Source organism: Pseudomonas sp. RA_35y_Pfl2_P32, from assembly GCF_963970735.1.
Taxonomy (GTDB): domain Bacteria; phylum Pseudomonadota; class Gammaproteobacteria; order Pseudomonadales; family Pseudomonadaceae; genus Aquipseudomonas.
Map to the genome: position 1 here is coordinate 1 of NZ_CAXAQF010000167.1, position 553 is coordinate 553.

The window sequence follows — 553 nt, forward strand, 5'->3', positions numbered from 1 at the left end:
CGTCGGCCTCATTCCGAGCATGTCCGATCGCTTCTTCGCCCAAGCGCCAGCTGCGCTCGCGCCCTTTACCCATAGCGGTGTCCTGCTCGGCATCTGCACGGCCGTGGCGCTCAACCTGTTCTTTGGCAAGAAAGCTGCCGACACCGCTGCTTCGAAGATCGACAAGATTGAAGAAGAGATCATCATGCCGGAGATCGTTCCGGCCAGGAGGTTTGCATGAAATTCGACGGAAGCGTAGTGCCGATCATCGATCTGGCGCCGGCCCGGACAGGGGACGAAGCTGCCAAACAGGCGGTCGCGGAGCAAGTCGGAGCGGCCGCGCGCAGTATCGGGTTCCTTGTTGTCTCCGGACATGGTGTTCCCGCAGAGATAATCGAGCGGGCCGAGGCGGAAGGTCGCAAGCTATTCGATCTTACCAAGTCGGAGAAGGTAAAGTACCGCTCACCCGACAAGGCAGTCTATCGTGGCTACTTCGCCGTCGAGTCTGGTAACCTGGCCAGCACGATCGGCGAGAAGGAGGCGAAACCCGACCACCGCGAATATTTTAACATCG

General features: G+C 59.5%; 1 protein-coding gene and 1 pseudogene. Both read left to right on the forward strand.

Annotation, left to right across the window (positions count from 1 at the left end; all coding sequences use genetic code 11):
* Nucleotides 1–220: pseudogene (locus AACY45_RS27670) on the forward strand (hypothetical protein); the annotation flags it as partial.
* Nucleotides 217–553 (forward strand): 2-oxoglutarate and iron-dependent oxygenase domain-containing protein (locus AACY45_RS27675; RefSeq protein WP_339548651.1); only part of this gene is annotated, 337 nt, incomplete at its 3' end. The pseudogene AACY45_RS27670 and the gene AACY45_RS27675, both read left to right, overlap by 4 nt.